General features: G+C 72.5%; 16 protein-coding genes and 1 pseudogene. 4 read left to right on the forward strand and 13 right to left on the reverse strand.

Features of this window, described 5'->3' with window-relative positions; all coding sequences use genetic code 11:
* The first annotated feature begins 41 nt into the window (after window positions 1-41).
* Window positions 42-497 carry a RidA family protein gene (locus tag ACI2L3_RS18655; protein WP_404753435.1) on the forward strand — a complete coding sequence of 152 codons (456 nt, stop codon included), beginning with the start codon at window positions 42-44 and terminating at the stop codon, window positions 495-497.
* A 268-nt stretch (window positions 498-765) separates the two neighbouring features.
* On the opposite strand, the gene ACI2L3_RS18660 is transcribed toward ACI2L3_RS18655, so the two are convergent.
* The 5 genes from ACI2L3_RS18660 to ACI2L3_RS18680 form a co-directional block, all read right to left on the reverse strand.
* Window positions 766-1,779 (reverse strand): glycoside hydrolase family 6 protein, encoded by a 1,014-nt coding sequence (locus ACI2L3_RS18660; protein ID WP_404753436.1) that lies wholly within the window; start codon window positions 1,777-1,779, stop codon window positions 766-768.
* Between the two features lie 257 nt (window positions 1,780-2,036).
* Window positions 2,037-2,990, reverse strand: coding sequence for a prolyl aminopeptidase (gene pip / locus ACI2L3_RS18665; protein ID WP_404753437.1), 954 nt, complete (start codon window positions 2,988-2,990; stop codon window positions 2,037-2,039).
* A gap of 24 nt (window positions 2,991-3,014) precedes the next feature.
* A complete protein-coding gene (locus ACI2L3_RS18670) occupies window positions 3,015-3,758 on the reverse strand; it encodes a uracil-DNA glycosylase (RefSeq protein WP_404753438.1) in 744 nt (247 codons plus the stop codon).
* Window positions 3,759-3,833: 75 nt separating this feature from the next.
* Window positions 3,834-5,372, reverse strand: coding sequence for a YfcC family protein (locus tag ACI2L3_RS18675; RefSeq protein WP_404753688.1), 1,539 nt, complete (start codon window positions 5,370-5,372; stop codon window positions 3,834-3,836).
* A gap of 2 nt (window positions 5,373-5,374) precedes the next feature.
* Complete coding sequence (locus tag ACI2L3_RS18680; protein ID WP_404753439.1) at window positions 5,375-6,736, reverse strand: M20/M25/M40 family metallo-hydrolase; 1,362 nt, start codon at window positions 6,734-6,736, stop codon at window positions 5,375-5,377.
* A gap of 142 nt (window positions 6,737-6,878) precedes the next feature.
* On the opposite strand from ACI2L3_RS18680, the gene ACI2L3_RS18685 reads away from it, so the two are divergent.
* Entirely contained in the window at window positions 6,879-7,307 is a 429-nt protein-coding gene (locus ACI2L3_RS18685) for an RNA-binding S4 domain-containing protein (RefSeq protein WP_404753440.1), read from the forward strand.
* A 37-nt stretch (window positions 7,308-7,344) separates the two neighbouring features.
* Here ACI2L3_RS18685 and ACI2L3_RS18690 read toward each other — a convergent pair whose 3' ends face one another.
* The 3 genes from ACI2L3_RS18690 to ACI2L3_RS18700 form a co-directional block, all read right to left on the reverse strand.
* On the reverse strand, window positions 7,345-7,800 hold the full coding sequence (locus ACI2L3_RS18690; protein ID WP_404753441.1) for a DoxX family protein: 456 nt from the start codon (window positions 7,798-7,800) through the stop codon (window positions 7,345-7,347).
* Between the two features lie 106 nt (window positions 7,801-7,906).
* Entirely contained in the window at window positions 7,907-8,611 is a 705-nt protein-coding gene (locus tag ACI2L3_RS18695; RefSeq protein WP_404753442.1) for a class I SAM-dependent methyltransferase, read from the reverse strand.
* A gap of 43 nt (window positions 8,612-8,654) precedes the next feature.
* Complete coding sequence (locus ACI2L3_RS18700; RefSeq protein WP_404753689.1) at window positions 8,655-9,572, reverse strand: acyltransferase domain-containing protein; 918 nt, start codon at window positions 9,570-9,572, stop codon at window positions 8,655-8,657.
* A gap of 129 nt (window positions 9,573-9,701) precedes the next feature.
* On the opposite strand from ACI2L3_RS18700, the gene ACI2L3_RS18705 reads away from it, so the two are divergent.
* Complete coding sequence (locus ACI2L3_RS18705; RefSeq protein WP_404753690.1) at window positions 9,702-9,983, forward strand: DUF6343 family protein; 282 nt, start codon at window positions 9,702-9,704, stop codon at window positions 9,981-9,983.
* Here the strand turns inward: ACI2L3_RS18705 and ACI2L3_RS18710 are convergent.
* The 5 genes and pseudogenes from ACI2L3_RS18710 to ACI2L3_RS18730 form a co-directional block, all read right to left on the reverse strand.
* Window positions 9,938-11,017, reverse strand: a complete 1,080-nt coding sequence (locus ACI2L3_RS18710) for a class I mannose-6-phosphate isomerase (protein ID WP_404753443.1) — start codon at window positions 11,015-11,017, stop codon at window positions 9,938-9,940. The two genes, ACI2L3_RS18705 and ACI2L3_RS18710, sit on opposite strands and share 46 nt — an antisense overlap.
* Window positions 11,014-11,848: pseudogene (locus tag ACI2L3_RS18715) on the reverse strand (SDR family oxidoreductase). Before ACI2L3_RS18715 ends, ACI2L3_RS18710 begins: the two are co-directional and overlap by 4 nt.
* 95 nt (window positions 11,849-11,943) lie before the next feature.
* The gene (locus ACI2L3_RS18720; RefSeq protein ID WP_404753444.1) at window positions 11,944-12,330 is read right to left on the reverse strand and encodes a tetratricopeptide repeat protein; all 387 of its coding nucleotides are present in this window, start codon (window positions 12,328-12,330) and stop codon (window positions 11,944-11,946) included.
* Between the two features lie 162 nt (window positions 12,331-12,492).
* Window positions 12,493-13,095 carry a dephospho-CoA kinase gene (coaE, locus tag ACI2L3_RS18725; protein WP_404753445.1) on the reverse strand — a complete coding sequence of 201 codons (603 nt, stop codon included), beginning with the start codon at window positions 13,093-13,095 and terminating at the stop codon, window positions 12,493-12,495.
* Between the two features lie 51 nt (window positions 13,096-13,146).
* Entirely contained in the window at window positions 13,147-14,085 is a 939-nt protein-coding gene (locus ACI2L3_RS18730; protein ID WP_404753446.1) for a PAC2 family protein, read from the reverse strand.
* A 220-nt stretch (window positions 14,086-14,305) separates the two neighbouring features.
* Here ACI2L3_RS18730 and ACI2L3_RS18735 point away from each other — a divergent pair, with 220 nt between their 5' ends.
* Window positions 14,306-15,292, forward strand: a complete 987-nt coding sequence (locus tag ACI2L3_RS18735) for a right-handed parallel beta-helix repeat-containing protein (RefSeq protein WP_404753447.1) — start codon at window positions 14,306-14,308, stop codon at window positions 15,290-15,292.
* Window positions 15,293-15,382 lie beyond the last annotated feature (90 nt).

Raw genomic sequence — 15,382 nt, forward strand, 5'->3', positions numbered from 1 at the left:
ATTCGGATGCGTACGCGACCCACCTCACGCACGATCTCGGCATGACCACCTCGGAACGCACCTCCACCCCCACCCCCACCCCCACCCGCACCGTCGTACCCACCCTCTTCCCGCCCCCCGGCTACGCCCACGCCGCCGTCGTCGAAGCCGGCACCCGGCTCGCCTTCATGGCGGGCTCCGTCCCGCTCGACCCCGAGGGGAACCTCGTCGGGGAAGGCGACATCGCACGCCAGACCGAGCAGGTCATCGCCAACCTCGACGAGGCACTGCGCGCGGTGGGCAGCGATCTGTCGCAGGTGGTGGCCAGCACGGTGTACGTGGTCAGCGACGAGACCGCGGCGCTCAGCGAGGCGTGGGAGGTCGTCCGCGTCACCGACCTGCACGCGGGCCCGCACACCTCGACGCTGCTCGGCACGTCGTGCCTCGGCTACCCCGGCCAGCTCGTGGAGATCACCGCCACCGCGGTCGTCCCCGACGGCTCGGGCACCCCGGAGTAGCCGCTAGGGCCTGTCCGGCGAATCATGTCGCGGGGCGCGGGGTCTGCCACTTCCCCAAGCTCTCGGCTTCGCTCGAGCAGGGGAGACCCCAACCCTGCGGCGTTGTCGTCGGTTGTCAACTCCCCCGAGCTCTCGGCTCCGCTCGAGCAGGGGGCACCCCCATCGCGTTGCCGCCCTCCTCCGCCTTGCATCTCGACGCACCAGACCCCGCTCACCTGCACCGACGGGTGGCCGCCACCCCACCGCGACCTGATCCGCCGGACAGGCCCTAGCCGCGGGACCGGCGCGCCAGGTCCAGTGCGTACTCCGGCCACCACTGGCCCGCCTTCGGCCCGCCCCGGCATGTCCCGTCGGACTCGCCGGGCCGCTTGATCCACAGGTAGGCGTCGAGCGCGGGGTCGCCGGTGCGGGCGGTGGGCGGTGTGCCGAGGGCGCGGCCCGGCGGATTGCACCAGGGCTTGCTGCCCGAGTAGGGGCCGTTGCCGTTGCGGCTGCTGTCGATGACGAAGTGCTTGTCGCCGCCGAGCGCCGCGGCGAGCCGGCGGCCGTACTCCGAACTCACCTGGTCCGTCTGGTGGTTGGACACGTTCAGCGCGAAGCCGTCGGCCTCGGCGATCCCGGCGCGGCGCAGCGGGGCGACCAGGCGCTGCTCGTCGGGGATCCAGGAGGCGTTCCCCGCGTCGACGTACACCTTGGTGTTCGGCTGGCGCTTGAGGCGCTGGACCGCGTGGGCGAGCAGCTCGTACCGCTCGTCGGCGTCGGCTTCCGGGCAGCCCGCGACCAGCTGGGCGACGGCGTCCGGTTCCAGGATCACGTACGCGCCCCGGGTGCCGAGCCCGGTGGCGAAGTCGTCGATCCACCGGCGGTAGTGCGCGGCGTCGCGGGCGCCGCCCGCGGAGTACGAGCCGCAGTCGCGGTGCGGGACGAAATAGGCGACGAGGACCGCGGTGCGCTCCGCCATCGCCGCCGCCTCGACGTGGGTGCGCACGACCGCGCCGGGCTCCTCGTCGGTGAGCCAGACGGCCTGGGGGCGCCCCGCGATGCGTTCGATGAGGCGGGCGTCCTCGGTGCGGCCCGCCGCCTGCCACTCCGTGACCTGGCGGGCGGCGGCGCTGTACGGGTCGACCCAGAAGACAGGCTCGACCGGGTCCACGGGGTCTGCGGAGTCCGCGGGATCTGCGGGGTTCGTGGGATCTGCGGGGTTCGCGGGTGCGGGGTTCGCGCCGTACGCCGCCACGCCGCCGGCCGTCGCCGCGCCCAGGAGCAGGGCCGCGGCGAGCATCGTTCGGGACAGCGCGCGTCGACGTGTGCGTCGGGGTGCGGGTCGGGGTGTGCGTCGGGGGTGCGGAAGGAAGCGAAGGAAACGGCGGAAGGACTGTCGGGACACCGGGCGCCTCCTGTGATCCGGGCTGGTCCGGCGCCGGCGGTGCTCGGCGCTTTCCCGGAGTGTGCGGTCGACGCGCCCCGGCCGGGGCCCGGTCTCCGGCGGTTCACCCGGAATATCACTCCGACGGGGATCGACGCGTCCGGTGGGACGGCTCAGGGTTGACGGAACCGGTCCGTCGCCGCCACCAGCTCCTCCGCGATGCCCGGCGCCCCCGCGTTGTGCCCCGCCTCGTCCACGAGGACGAGCTCGCTGCCGGGCCACGCCTGCTGGAGCCGCCACGGGATGCCCAGCAGGTTGCCGAAGTCCAGGCTGCCCTGGACCAGTACGCCCGGGATGCCCGCGAGGGAGGGCGCGTCGCGCAGGACGACCTCGTCGCCGCCCAGCCAGTGGTCGTTGGCGAAGTAGTGCGTGACGGTGCGCGCGAAGCGGAACCGGAACTCCGGGTCCTCGTAGCGGGGGACGGACCTCGGCGGCGCGGGCACGAACGCCGTCTCCCAGTCCGTCCACGCGCGCGCGGCGGCGGCCCGGACGGCGGGGTCGGGCGACTCCAGGAGCCGGTTGTAGGCGGCGGCCAGATCGCCGTCCCGCTCCTCCTCCGGCACCCCGTCGCGGAACGCCTGCCACGCCTCGGGGAAGATCCGTCCGAGCCCGCGTGTCATGAGCCGCACCTCGGCGCGGCTGCCGGTGGCGACGCCCGTGAGGACCAGTTCCGAGACCCGGTCGGGGTACGTCTGCGCGTACCGCAGGCCCAGCACGGAACCGAACGAGACACCCCACACGAGCCACCGCTCGATGCCCAGGTGGCGGCGGAGCAGCTCCAGGTCGCCCATCAGGTGCTTGATCGTGTTCACGCCCATGTCGGTGGCCGGGTCGCTCGCGGGCGGCGTGGACCGGCCGGCGCCGCGCTGGTCGAGCAGGACGATCCGGTACGCGTCGGGGTCGAAGCAGCGGCGGAAGAAGGGCGTGCAGCCGGAGCCGGGGCCGCCGTGCAGGACCACGGCCGGCTTGCCGTGCGGATTGCCGCAGATCTCCCAGTACACGCGGTTTCCGTCACCGACGTCGAGCATGCCGTGGTCGTGGGGTTCGATGTCCGGATAGAGGCCCATCGGGGCAGCCTAGAGGCTTCCCTCTCACTCCGCCGGGCCGTCCGGGTGCAGGCCCGCCTCGAAGGCGGCCGAGCGCAGCACCTCCCGCAGCATCGCGGGCGTGAGGCGTCCGGTGAACGTGTTGCGCTGGCTGACGTGAAAGCAGCCGAAGACGTCGAGCGGCTCCAGCTCCGGGTGGCCGCTCGCGAGCCGCACGTGCGCCCCGTGCCCGAAGGCCGGGCGCGGCTTCGGCACCTGCCAGCCCGCCGCCGCGAAGGCGGGCAGCGCGGCCTGCCAGCCGAAGCCGCCGAGCACGACCACCGCCCTGAGGGTGGGCGCGAGCAGCTTCAGCTCGCTCACCAGCCAGGCGCGGCAGGTGTCGCGCTCCTCGACGGTGGGCTTGTTGGCGGGCGGGGCGCAGTGCACGGGCGAGGTGATGCGGGTGCCGTACAGCGTCAGGCCGTCGTCGGCGCTCTCGGCGGTGGGGCGGGAGGCGAGGCCGACGTCGTACAGCGCCGGGTAGAGGAACTCGCCCGATCGGTCGCCGGTGAACATCCGCCCGGTGCGGTTGGCGCCGTGCGCGGCGGGCGCGAGGCCGACGATCAGGAGAGAGGCGTCGTGCGGGCCGAAGCCGGGCACCGGGCGCCCCCAGTACGTCCAGTCGGCGAAGGCCGCGCGCTTGGTGCGGGCGACCTCCTCGCGCCAGTCGACGAGGCGGGGGCAGGCGCGGCATCCGGTGATCCGCCGGTCCAGTTCGCTCAGCCCGTCCACGCCCTCGGTGTCCCTCATCTCCTCCACGTCCTCCCTGCTCTCCGCGTCCTCCACCGTACGGAGGCCGCTCTTGGTGCCCCTACCCGCGAACGCTCAGGTCAGCGCGGCACCGAGCCCCACGAAAACGCAGATCAGTACGGCCAGCACGGCGAGCAGCGGCCACACGAACCGCAGGTACCTGTCGTAGCCGACCTTCGCGAGCGCCACCCCGCCGATGGTCACCGCCGTCGTCGGCACCCACAGGTTCATCCAGCCGCTGGCGGCCTGCCAGGCCGTGACGACGACCGCGCGCGGGACGCCGGCGAAGTCGGCGAGCGGGGCGAGGATCGGCATGGCGAGCGTGGCGTGGCCCGAGGTGGAGGGGATCAGGAAGGCGAGCGGCAGGTTCACGAGGAAGACGATGACGGCGAAGAGCCCGGACGACGTCCCCTTCACCACCCCTTCGATGGAGTGCAGCACGGTGTCCGTGATCTTCGAATTGTTCATGATCGTCGTGACGCCGCGGGCGAGCAGGATGACCAGGGCGGGCGAGACGAAGTCGGCCGCGCCCTGGATGATCGTCGAGCTGAGCCGCTGCTCCCCCATGCGCGCGACGAGCCCGACGAGCACGGCCGCGCACAGGAACAGGGCCGCCAGCTGCGGGAAGGACCAGCCGAGTTCGAAGCCGTACGGCTCCGCGTCGGCCCTGCCCGTGAGCGCGCCGGCCCAGGGCACCACCGAGAAGATCATGAAGGCGAAGACGAGCGCGGTGGTGACGAGCACGGCCTTGTGCAGCCCGGTCAGCCCCGGTACCTCCGCCGCCTCGGTGGCGGACTGCTCGCGGTCACCCGGCAGGAACCCGGAGAGCGAGCGCCCCGGATCCCTCCGTACGCGCGTCGCGTACCGGATCACGTACGCGACCGTGACCCCCGTCAGGACGCACCACATGAGGAAGCGCAGCACGATCCCGTCGCCGAGGGAGATGCCGGCCGCGGAGGAGGCGACGCCCGTCGCGAACGGGTTCACGGTCGAGCAGAGCACGCCGACCCCCGCGCCGAGGATGATCACACCGACGGCGGTCATGCGGTCGTAACCGAGGGCGAGCATCAGCGGCACGATCAGGCCGTAGAAGCCGAGCGTCTCCTCGGCGAAGCCCTCGACCGTGCCGAGCACGGAGAAGACGGCCATGACGCCGGCGATGAGCAGCGCCCCGCGCTCGCGCAGCCGGTGCGCGAGGCGCCCGATGCCGCGGTCGAGGGCGCCGGTCGCGAAGACGACGGTGATGAACGCCCCGATGGCCAGCACGAACAGGAAGACGCCCGCACTGCCGTACAGCGCGCCCACGTTGTCGGGCGCGACCAGCGACGTCTTCTCGTCCTGGATGCCGTAGAGGCCGTTGACGGGCGACAGGAAGAGGTCGTTGAGGCGGTCGACGAAGGACTGTCCGGAGTCGACGCGGTGGTAGGTGCCCTCGACGGGCGCGCCGGACCCGTCGCGGTCGTACTGCCCCGACGGGACGAGGAAGGCGAGCAGCCAGACGGCGACGGTGACGACCGCGAGGACGGTCAGCGCGCTGGGGAAGGTCAACTTCCGCTCTCCCCGCCCGCCGGCGGGCCCTTCGGCCGGGTCGCCGCCGACCGGCGCGTCGGTCATGCTCACGCGGCGCCGCCTCCGGCCCGCCGGAAGTCCGCCGCGTACTCCCGTACGAAGGCGCACAGCGCGACGACGGTGTTGCGCAGCTCCGAGAAGAGGACGCGTTCGTTCGGCGCGTGCAGGTTGCACATGCTGTCCTGGGCGCCGAAGAGCAGCACCTCCGCGCCGGGCGCCGCCTTGGCGAGGCCGTTGACCAGCGGGATGGAGCCGCCGGTCGCGACGTACGAGGCCTCCGTGCCCCAGGCCTCCTTCAGCGCGGTGCGTGCGGCGCGGTAGGCGGGACCGCCGGTGGCGGCCTCGTAGCCGGGCCCTGCCGCGCCGGGCCTGACGGTGAGCGGGATGCCGAAGGGTTTGAGCGAGCGCAGGTGGGCGACCAGCCGGCCCTGGGCCTCCCTCGGGTCCTGCCGGGGGTGGCAGCGCAGGTTCAGCCTGGCCCTGGCGTAGGGCACGACGGCGGACACTCCGTGGTCGACGCTCGGCGCGTCCAGGCCGATCACGGTGATCGCGGGTCCGCTCCACAACCGCTCGCCGAGGCTGCCGCTGCCGATCAGCGGCACGCCCTCGCGCACGCCCGCCAGGGAGCGGAACTCCTCCTCCGTGTACGTCGTGCCGGTCCAGTCCTCGCGTCGCAGCCCCTCGACCGCGACGTCCCCGTGCACGTCGTGGAGGGTGCCGAGCGCCTTGAGCAGTACGAGCAGCGCGTCGGGTGCCGCGCCGCCGAACTCCCCGCTGTGGCGCGGCTCGTCGAGGGTGCGGACCTCGGCCACCACTTCGCAGGCGCCGCGCAGGCCGGTGGCGAGGGTGGGGGTGCCGGGGCGGATGTTGCCGTGGTCGGCGATCACCATGGCGTCGCAGGCGAACCGCTCCGGGTCGGTGGGCGGATGGCTCTCGAAGGCGCTGCCGTACTCCTCCTGCCCCTCGATGACGAGCTTGACGCCGACCGGCGGGCGGCCGCCGTAGGCCCGCACCATGCCGAGGTGGGCGATGACGTTGGCCTTGTCGTCCGCGATGCCGCAGGCGCGCAGGCCGCCCTCGACCGGGGTCGGTTCGAAGGGCGGCGACTTCCACAGCGACACGTCGCCCGGGGGCTGCACGTCGTAGTGGGCGTAGAGCAGGACGGTCGGCGCGCCGGGCTCGGGCGGCGGGATCTCACCGAGGACCACGGGTGCGGTGTCCGGCAGGTCGAGCCGCTCCACGCGCGGGACACCGGCGTCCCGCAGCAGCGCGGCCACCAAGGCGTGCGCCTCCTCGACCGGTTCGGGCGGGTATCCGGGGAACGCGATCGAGGGGATCGAGGCGAGCCGTTCGAGGTCGGCCCGCAGCCCGCCCATCAGAGAGTCGACGGTGGCTTCGATAGACGTCATGAGCAGCACCCCTGGGAGTCGTACGTCGCGTTCGGTCCGATTACCGCGATTAGTCCGGATTATCGGCGTCCGGGTTCAGCGGTTTCCGGACGGCTCGCCGGGAGCCGGGCAGGCCGCCCCGGAGCGGGGCTAAGGTCGACACATGGCTTCGGAGACTTCAGCTTCAGGGGGCGGCGGTTCGCCGGGCGGCGGCTCGGCGGGCGAGGGCTCGGTGCGCGTCGACAGCTGGATCTGGTCGGTCCGCCTCGTCAAGACCCGCTCGGCCGGCGGCGCCGCGTGCAAGGGCGGCCACGTCCGGGTCAACGGCGAGCGCGTCAAGCCCTCGCACGGCGTGCACGTCGGCGACGAGGTGCGCCTGCGGCAGGCGGGCAACCGGGAGCGGATCGTGATCGTGAAGCGCCTCATCCGTAAGCGCGTCGGGGCGCCCGTCGCCGTCGAGTGCTACGTCGACAACTCACCGCCCCCGCCGCCCCGCGAGGCGGTCGCCCCCGCGGTCATCCGCGACCGCGGCACCGGCCGCCCCACGAAGCGGGACCGCCGCGAGATGGAACGCCTGCGCACCCCGAAGTAGGCTTCTCCGCAGCGGTGCCCGACACACGGGCCGCACGTCACCGCCGTACGCGGGCGACCAGCTTCGTCGTCTCGGCGCGCCGCGCCCACGCGATCCACGCCAGCGGCAGGATCAGGATCAGCGGCGTGGCCGCGTTCTCACCGCCGAGCGCGGTGACGGACACGATGAACGCGCCGATCATCAGCCCGATGAACGCGGTGGCGGCGACCGAGGAGAGCAGCGGGAGCAGCAGCGCGACTCCGCCGAGCAGTTCCAGCGCCCCGATGGTGTACATCCCCGGCGCGCCCCAGCCGAGCTTGTCGAAGGACTCGACGGCGGTCGGGTGCGCGATCAGCTTGGGCGCGCCGCTGGCGACACCGAAGAACACCCCGAGCAGCACCTGCAGCGTGCGCAGGGTGATACGGGCGCCTCGGCCGCGCGGGGCTGTGGCGGTCGGAGCGGTCGGAGCGGTCGGGGTGGCCGGGGACGTGGCGCGGACGGTGCTGACGGACATCGTGGTCTCCTCGGTGAGCCGGGCCTTTGGGCCGTTGCGCTGTCACCGATACAGACCGGCCGTCCGCGGAAAAATCATCGCTCCGCGCGACGTCGGCCGAACCGGATCAGCCGGCCGGCACCGCCCGCACCCAAGTACCGTCCTCCGTGAGGTATTTGTCGACCTTAAGGTCCGCCTCCGCGAGAGCCTCCTCGAACTGTTCCGGGGTGAGTGGTCTGGCGCGGAACGTCTGGGTCCATACGGCGTCCTGGAAGACGTACTCCGCGCGCACCTCGTTCACGCCGTCTCCGACGGGCTCCGCCGAGAGGATCCGGATCGTGTAGCCACTCGGGTCGACGCGCTCCCTCGGAAGGTTCGTGTGGTAGTCCGCGCCCTCGCGCTGGATCAGTACGCAGCCCTGGTCCGTGACGTGCTTGCGGCAGGCCCGCAGCATGCGGCGGCGCACCGCCGTGTCGCCGTTGTGCACGAGGAACGAGGCGAGCATCACCACGGGGAACTTCTCGTCGAGGTCGAGCTCCTCGATGGGGTTCCGCACGGTCCGCACCCCGCCGTCGAGCGCGGCGACCTTCTCCAGCATCTCGGGGGACTCGTCGACGGCCGTCACCCGGAAGCCGCGCTCCAGGAGCGGGCGGGTCACCCGGCCCGCGCCGCAGCCCAGCTCCAGAATGTGCGCCCCCGCCGGCACGGCGTCCTCGATGACGTCGGGCTCGTCCCCGACGGACAGGCGCGTGTACAGCTCGACCGCGCAGCCGTCCGGCGTGATCGCGCCGGGTCCCGTTCCCTCGTATCCCTCACGCATCTGCAGGCTCATGCCCGGCCAACGAAGCCCGGTACGGCGCCGTTCCCGGACGCTGTCACCGCCGGGCCGCCCCCAGCGGGAACCAGCCATGCCCGCCGTACCAGTGGCCGCCCGCCCGCAGATGGTCGCCGACGGCCCGCTCGACCCTGGTCCGCCTGGGCAGTCCGGACACGGGGAGGTCTCGGTCGCCGAAGACGAAGGCGACGGGGTCGTCGTCCGCCGGCTGCGGTTCGTAGCCGTCGGCGAGGCGGAATCGCCGCTGGAAGCGGACGATGTTCGAATCCGCGGGCAGGTGGTCCCTCAGCTGCGGGTCGAGCAGCCAGGAGTGGCAGACGGCTGTCTCATAACGCTCCTCCGGGAAGTGGCGCGCGAAGAACTCCCGCGCCAGGGCTGTCGACCGGTCGCAGGCCTCGGGCGTCAACGGCCCCCGGAAGTCGGTGATGTGGAGGTTCAGGCAGGGGTCGCCCGGGCCCGCCGGGTGCCCGGCCGCGGCTGTCGCGCCGCCCATGCGCTCGCCCAGCACGGCACGCTGGAACTGCAGCCGTCCCAACTGGTAGAGCTCGCCGCGGAAGTGCAGGGCGTGCCACTCCGGTACGAGGAGGCCGCCGCTGCCGCGCGCCCTGCGGTGCACCGCCATATGGCGGCCGAGGTCGGCGAGGGTGCGGCGGGAGACGTCGGCGGGGATGCCGCGGTCGCGGTGGTACGCGCGCACGTGGTCCAGCGCCGCCACGTAGACGTACACATAGAAGCAGCGCCCGAGTTCCCCGCACCCCTCGGACAGCGCCCGGAGGCGGCCGCCGCCGCCCACCGTCCCCAGGTCGCGTACGACGGCGGCCACGCAGCGGTCGAGCAGCCACCGCGCCTCCGGGTCGGCCCACAGCCGGCCGCGGAGCGCCACGAGGGGGTTGATGTCCTCGTGGGGCACGGCGAGGTCGAGGAGCACCTCCGGCAGGTCGTCGGCGTCCGGCAGCACCGCCTCGGCCGGCGGCTCCCCCGCGCTCTCCAACTCCTCGAGCCAGGCGGCGAGCGTTTCATCGGCCCTGAGCGCTTCCAGCACGTTCCCACCCTCTTTATCCTGGAAAGGAGGAGATGACCACTCATGATGCGCACAGGCAGTGAACCGGTGACCGCGCGCAGTCCGCTGCGGATGCGCTTCTGGTTCAGCGTATGGGGCCTCGTGTGGGCGGCCTTCGGCACCGCGGCCTTCGCCCTCGCCGGGCGGACCGGGTGGGCGGTGGCGTGCGGGGTGCTGCTGGTGGTGATCGCCGCCGATCTGGCGTGGGTCGTGCACCGCATGCGGCAGGGCGCGCACTATCAGCCGGGCAAGGACGTCCCGCCCTACGATCCGCCCGAGCCGAGGGAGTCGATGAGACGCAAGGGGTAGCCGGCTTCGAGCAGCGGGGCGCGGACGTCGCGGTCGAGGTCGGGCAGGTAGCCGAACAGGACGTCGGCCGGCCCGCCGATCTCCACGTCGCCGCAGACGGCGGGCAGCAGGAGCGTTTCGGCCCGGCCGAGGTCGCCGGTCCAGGCGCCCGCCCGGACGCGTACCGGAGCGCCGACGTTGGTCAGGATCTGCGCGGTGGCGAAGGAGTGCCGCAGCGGCTCGGCGGTTCCGGCGCTCCAGCGTTCCAGGGCGAAGTAGGAACTGGCGCACAGGAAGACGCGCTCGACGCCGTCGCCGACGGGGACGCGCAGGCCGGGGGTGAACTCCGGTCTGTTCTCCGGTTTCACCTGCCGCATCAGCATGTCGAGGTTGGCGCCGAACTCCTCGTCGCTCACGGGCGAGCCGTCCGTCATGTCCCAGTGCATCGCGTGCTGCTGAATGTCGGATGTCTGTTCGATCTCATAGACGAGGGTGTCCGGACCGAAGCTGTGCAGCGTGCCGCCCGGCACATAGATGGTCTCCCCCGCACGCACCGGCAGGCGGCGCAGCACGGCGTCGAAGTCCTGCGCCTCCAGCGCCGCGAACAGCTCCGCACGGGTCACTCCGCGCTTGACGCCGCACAGGGCGGTCGCTCCCGGGGCGGCGTCGAGGATGTGCCACGCCTCGGTCTTGCCGTTGCGCTCGCCCTCCAGGCGGCGGGCGGTCTCGTCGTCCGCGTGCAGATGCACCGGCAGGGAGCCGGTGGCGTCGATGAACTTGGTCAGCACGGGGAAGCACTGTCCCGACCACCCCGCGCCCATCAACTCCCGCGGATGGTCGGTGGTCACCTCACGCAGCGACCGGCCGGCCAGCGGCCCGTCGACCACGACAGCCTGGGCACCCTCGACATCGCTGCACTCCCAGGTCTCGGCGACGCTCCAGTCCGGGATGCCCGCCTTGCCCAGCCGCCGGGCGATGGCCTGGCCGCCGAACACCAGCGGCTTGGCCGTCACGGTCAGCCGCAGCGGATACAGGGCGGTGCCGCGACCGCTCACAGGATCGGCTGCCCACCCGTGACCGCGATACGGGCCCCGGAGACGTAGCTGGCCTCGTCCGAGGCGAGCATGACGTAGACCGGCGCCAGCTCCGCCGGCTGTCCCGGCCGCCCGAGCGGGACCTGCGAACCGAAGCTCTCCACCTGCTCCGGCGGCACGGTCGCCGGAATGAGCGGCGTCCAGATCGGTCCCGGCGCCACTGGCGCGGATGCCGCGCGCGCCGAGCATCTGCGACAGCGAGCCGACCATGTTCGCGATGCCCGCCTTGGTGACGTTGTACGGGAGCAGCTGCGGCGGCGGGGCGTCGGAGTTCACCGAGGTGCTCCCGATGATCACCGAACCCGGCCCCATGTGCGGGACGGCGGCCTTGGTCAGATGGAAGAAGGCGCTGAGGTTGATCGCGAGCGTCCGGTCCCACTCCTCGTCGGGGACGTCCTCGATGGAGTCGCGGGTCATCTGGAACGCGGCGTTGCTGACCAGCACGTCCACGCGGCCGAACGTCCCCACCGCCTTGTCGATGATCGACCGGCAGTGCGCGGGATCCGCCACGTCACCGGGCACCAGCACACACTCGCGGCCCGCCTCCACCACCCACCGCCGCGTCTCCGCCGCGTCCTCGTGCTCGTCGAGGTAGGAGATCAGCACGTCCGCGCCCTCCCGGGCGTACGCGATCGCCACGGCGCGGCCGATCCCGCTGTCCCCGCCGGTGATGACCGCGGCCTTGCCGGCAAGGCGGCCCGACCCGCGGTAGCTCTGCTCGCCGTGGTCGGGCCGCGGGGTCATCTCGGACGTGACGCCGGGCGGGCTCTGCTGCTGGCGCGGCTGGGACATGAGGGCTCCCGTAGTCGAGGCCGGAACTCTGCGCACCACACATGCTCACCTGCCGGTGGCCGCCCCGCCATTCGAGAGGGCCATGGCTCGAGGCCTTACTTCTCGCCGCCCGGGCCGGCGTCGCCGTCGAAGCGGGCCGCCGCCAGATACTCCGGCTGCGGGTCGAGGGCGGCCGCGAGCCGGAAGTGGCGCCGCGCCTGGTCGGGGCGCGCGCCGCGCTCGTAGGTGCGGGCGAGCGCGAAGTGCGCGAACGCGTTGTCCGGCTCGCGCTCCAGGACGATGCTGAACTCCAGCTCCGCCGCCCGCAGTTGCGCGGCGGCGAAGAAGGCGCGCGCCCGCAGCAGGCGCGCCGCCGTGTTCTCGGGGTGGGCGGCGATGACGGTGTCGAGCAGCTTCACCGCGCCGCGCGGATCCCGGGCGGCGAGAAGCTGCTCCGCCGCACGGAAATCTATGACATGAGTCTCCGGAGTAATTTCGGGCACGCCGGGCTCCTTCCCTCGCTCCCCCGCGTCAACGCCCGCCGCACCCCTGCCTATTCCGCACCATCGCCCCCAGGGGCCCTTGTGACGCGGACGCGTCTGCCCTCGGCGGTTCGTCGCCGGGTGCGGCTCGGTTTCGGTTGCTCGCGCAGTTCCCCGCGCCCCTCAGGGGGCGCTTGCCCTGCGTGCGAGGTCCGCCCAGACCTCACCGACCCGCTCCGCGAGCCCGTCCAGCGGGCCGTCGTTGTCGATCACGATGTCCGCGATCTCGAGGCGCTTCTCGCGGGTCGCCTGCGCGGCCATCCGCGCGCGGGCGTCCGCCTCGCTCATGCCGCGCAGCCGCACCAGGCGGTCCAGCTGGGTCTCGGGGCTCGCGTCGACGACGACCACGACGTCGTACAGCTGCGCGAGGCCGTTCTCGGCGAGCAGCGGCACGTCGTGGACGACCACCGCGTCACCGGACGCGGCCTGTTCGAGTTCGGCGGAGCGGGCGCCCACGAGCGGATGCACGATCGAGTTCAGGACGGCCAGCTTCTCCGCGTCGGCGAAGACGATCGCGCCCAGCTTCGGCCGGTCGAGGGAACCGTCAGGTGCGAGCACCTCCCGCCCGAAGGCTTCAACGACGGCCGCGAGTCCGGGAGTTCCCGGCTCCACCACCTCGCGCGCGATCTTGTCCGCGTCGATCAGCACGGCACCGGACACGACGAGCAGCCGTGACACTTCACTCTTACCGGCACCGATGCCGCCGGTCAGGCCCACTTTCAGCATGACCGGCAGCTTAGGGCCTGCCGGCGGGACAGGCCCCGGGCGGTCGCCGCCTCACGCGTCGCCCTCCCGCTCCGCGAGGAAACGCTCGAATTCGCGGCCGATCTCGTCGGCGGACGGGATGTCCACCGGCTCGGCGAGCATGTTGCCGCGGTCCTGCGCGCCCGCCGCCGCGTCGTACTGGTGCTCCAGGCCCTGGACGAGCGCCACCAGCTCCTCGTCGCCCTCCTGGATCTGCCGGTCGATCTCGGTCTGGGTGCGGTGCGCCTCGGTGCGCAGTCCGTGCGCGACGGTGGGCAGCACCAGGCCGGTGGCGGCGGTGATCGCCTCCAGGACGGTGAGGGCCGCGTCCGGGTAGGCGGAGCGTGCGATGTAGTGCGGGACGTGCGCCGCGACACCCAGCACGTCGTGACCGGCCTCCAGGAGGCGGTACTCGACCAGGGCGGCCGCGCTGCCCGGCACCTGCGCCTCGTCGAACGGGCTGCGGTGACCCGGCACCAGGTCGGTGCGGTTGCCGTGCGGCGTGAGGCCCACGGGACGGGTGTGCGGGACGCCCATCGGGATGCCGTGGAAGTTCACGGAGAGGCGCACCCCGAGCCGCTCCACGATCTGCTGGACGGCCTTGGCGAAACGCTCCCACTCGACGTCGGGCTCGGGCCCGGAAAGCAGCAGGAAGGGCGCGCCGGTGGCGTCCTGGACGAGGCGGACGTCGAGCGTCGGCTCCTCGTAGTCGCTCCAGCGGTCGCGCCGGAAGGTGAGCAGCGGGCGGCGGGCGCGGTAGTCCACGAGCCGGTCGTGGTCGAATCTCGCCACCACCTGCCCGGGAAGGCTGTCCGTGAGCCGCTCGACGATCTGGTCGCCGGTTTCGCCCGCGTCGATGTATCCGTCGAAGTGGTAGAGCATGACCAGTCCGGCCGATTCCTGGGCGAGCGCCATGTCGACGACGGCGAGGCCCTTCGGCTCCCATGCGTACAAACCCTGCGGATCAAGCACTGTGACCGCTCCTCCTCGTGTTCGTAACGGAGAACGCACGCGGCGACACGCGCATTCCCGCCGGCGCCCACCCGTGCGCCCGCAACGGCCGACCCTGGTCCATACCTTGACGCGCACATGCCCTGCCTCTACGTTCTCCACGTCCCAACGTTCATATGGGGACTCGAAGTTCACGTACGAGAACGCCACGCCACGCCTCCGACGGGAAGGTCACCCCCACATGCGCACCCGACGAACCCTGCCGGCGACCCTGCTCACGGCGACCACCGCCTCCGCGACCCTGGCCCTGGCCCTGGCTCTGCCCCCGGCCGCGACCGCCTCCACCGCGGCGCCCGCCCGCACCATCGAGGTCTCCACGGCCGCCGAACTCAAGGCGGCGCTCACCGAGGCCTCCCCCGGCGACACGATCCACCTCGCCGACGGCACGTACTCCGGGAACTTCAAGACCACCGTGGCCGCGACCGCCGGCTCCCGCATCACGCTGACCGGCTCACCGAAGGCGGTACTCAAGGCGGGCAGCGGCTACGGCCTGCACCTGAACGGCGCCGCGTACTGGACGGTGAAGGGCGTCACCGTCACCGGCGGCCAGAAAGGCATCATGATCGACTCCGCGCGGGGCGTCGTCGTGGACACCGTCACGGTCCACGGCCTCGACATGGAGGGCGTCCACTTCCGGAAGTCGAGCAGGGACGGCGTGATCCGCGATTCCCGCATCCACGACACCGGGAACGACGGCCGCGGCATGGGAGAGGGCATCTACGTAGGCACCGCCAACACGCTCTCCGACAAGAGCGACAACGTGCAGATCCTCGGCAACACCATCGGCCCGGACGTCGGCGGCGAGGCCATCGACCTCAAGGAGGGCACGACCGGCGGCAAGGTCGCGGGCAACACGTTCGACGGCAGAGGCCTGACCGGCGTCCACTACGACGACTCATGGGTCGACGTGAAGGGCAACAACTACGTCATCGAGAACAACACCGGCAAGAACACCCTGAACAACGGCTACGAGACCCACACCCAGCAGCCGGGCTGGGGCTGCGGCACGGTCTTCCGCGGCAACAAGTCGACTCTGACGGGCGCGACGGGCGACCGGCAACTTGCCATCAACGTGACGAACCAGAGCGGCAGCTGCCGGACGACGGTCTACGCCAGCAACACGGTGACCGGCGGCCGGGGCCTGACGAACATCCCGGTCACCCCGTAGAGGGCAAGTCCCGCAGGGACGAGCCCTACAGGGGCGCGGGGAACTGCGCGCCCAGCCCCCACAGCCCCGCACCCGAATCGGAACGCACAA

Source organism: Streptomyces sp. NPDC029674 (assembly GCF_044903205.1).
Lineage (GTDB): Bacteria > Actinomycetota > Actinomycetes > Streptomycetales > Streptomycetaceae > Streptomyces.